The sequence below is a fragment of the Candidatus Regiella insecticola LSR1 genome (genome assembly GCF_000143625.1).
GTDB classification, from domain to species: Bacteria; Pseudomonadota; Gammaproteobacteria; order Enterobacterales; family Enterobacteriaceae; genus Regiella; species Regiella insecticola.
Genome location: NZ_GL379670.1, coordinates 1 through 1,896, shown reverse-complemented (window position 1 = coordinate 1,896; position 1,896 = coordinate 1). Strand labels below are relative to the sequence as shown.

The following is a 1,896-nucleotide window of genomic DNA, read 5'->3' as shown; positions in this document are numbered from 1 at the left end:
AAGTTTTAATAAAAAACAAAAAGTTAAATAAACTAATACCAAGCGCTAACGATTCATAACTCGCTCAGTGTCATTGTATTATACGGTACTATTTACTTACTATTAATACAGAGTATTTTTTACTTAACTTGTCAGCTATTTTACGATAGCTACCGGCAGGGACGCATCAATGAGTAAATCAAAGATAAAAATATTCTGAATAAAAATGATCAATATCCATACTATTTGCGCTTAGTAAACAACCCTAAAACGTTAGGTAACACTCACAAAGTTAGGTTAAAAAAATCCGAATTGATAATTGATTGGTATTTATGCATTCGTTCACCCTAGCTGATACTGAACTTTGGGTATTCCGGCCAGCAACATCTGCGGTGACCGGACTCGGCGAAAAAACTTAAATCGTATCATCATGCCTATTAGCATGAAGAAGATAATCTAATACATTAATTAGCTAAATTACTTTTTACTCAAAAGATATCTTAACAAGATAATATTTCTTAAACTGCCTATGCTAGCAATGTTAAATTTTTCTTTCACAACATTCAATGTATGTTCAATACAAGAATCTGAAACAACACGCAAACCCGCAATTTCTTTACGCGAAAAACCCACAGCAAACAGTATGGCTGTTTCAAATTGAGCATTAGTAAGTTCAGGAAATACTTTGCGTAACACCGCACATTAGGTAAGATCGAACGCAGTCATATAGACCTCCTAGATAGGTTTGTATGATTAGCTGATTGGAGGAGGTCACGACTCCTACGATCAGCGCAAAAATCAATTTCTTCTTGCTTCCAGTTTTTTACTTAACTCGCTAACTTTTTGTTTGTCTCCTAATATTTGATAATAATTAATTAACTTTTCCAAATCAGATATTGGCAATACCATAGTGGCATCATAGTTTCTTATATCTTTTTCATATTTCTCAATGATATCAATACACCGTCTAGCCCACTCTCCTTCCAAATGGGTTCCTACCTTAACTTTTGGTCTGGATGGTGATCTAGCTCTTTTAGGTTTGTTTTCCTCATTAGAGAAAATAGTGTTTTTTTCTCTAACAAAAACAAACCTTATTTGTTTTACTGAACGACCTATTCTAAATTCTTCTAAAATTACTGACAAATCAGAGTAATTATTAATTTCTTTTATTGCTTTTTCTATAACTCCACTTTTAAGATATTTATATTTTTCGTAATTGTTTGATATACCCATCATTTCTTTAAAATCATCAATTTTTATTTGATCTGTAAAATGCAATCCATTTTTCACATGTGAAACAAAATTTATATATTTATAAATCCAGGCATAAATTCTAAAAGAATATGGTGAGGTAAAATTAGAAACATTTTCTATTTCAAACATAGTAAAATTATTTTTTAATTGATAAATAAATCTTTCAACATCTTGAGAAAATGTTATTTCTAAGTATTGATCTATGTTATCCATATTATATTCTATCTTAGATATCCATGTCCTCCGTATCTTTATTTTTTTACCTGTAGATTTATCAATAGATATTGTATCTATTGTTCGTTGAATTAACTCATCACCTATATCTGACAGTCTTCTTTTTAAATTATTATCTTTAATTTTCCAGGTATTAGTAAATTCTGCGTGAGTGATTCTAACGGGGCTACCGGGCGGATCATGTTTTTTTATTTTTGATATAGCAAGGTTTATTACCCTTGCTTCATTTAATGTAATCTTATAAACACCATCAACAATCGAGTTTGATTGTACAACAACTTTTTTTTCTATAGAAATCAGATCCATGAAATTTATAACCTTCTTATCCTTCATTTCTACTTCCTTTAGTATATAAAGGTCTTCTCATAAATCAATAAAAAGACCTTTTATTTCTTTATCGAAAAAATTGCGCGATTTCTAGAGCGCTAA

General features: G+C 30.3%; 2 protein-coding genes. Both read right to left on the bottom strand.

The window, feature by feature from the left end; all coding sequences use genetic code 11:
* Positions 1-456 precede the first annotated feature (456 nt).
* Complete coding sequence (locus tag REG_RS09215) at positions 457-675, bottom strand: hypothetical protein (protein WP_050749380.1); 219 nt, start codon at positions 673-675, stop codon at positions 457-459.
* Positions 676-777: 102 nt separating this feature from the next.
* Positions 778-1,800 (bottom strand): replication initiation protein, encoded by a 1,023-nt coding sequence (locus REG_RS09210; protein WP_006705385.1) that lies wholly within the window; start codon positions 1,798-1,800, stop codon positions 778-780.
* Positions 1,801-1,896 lie beyond the last annotated feature (96 nt).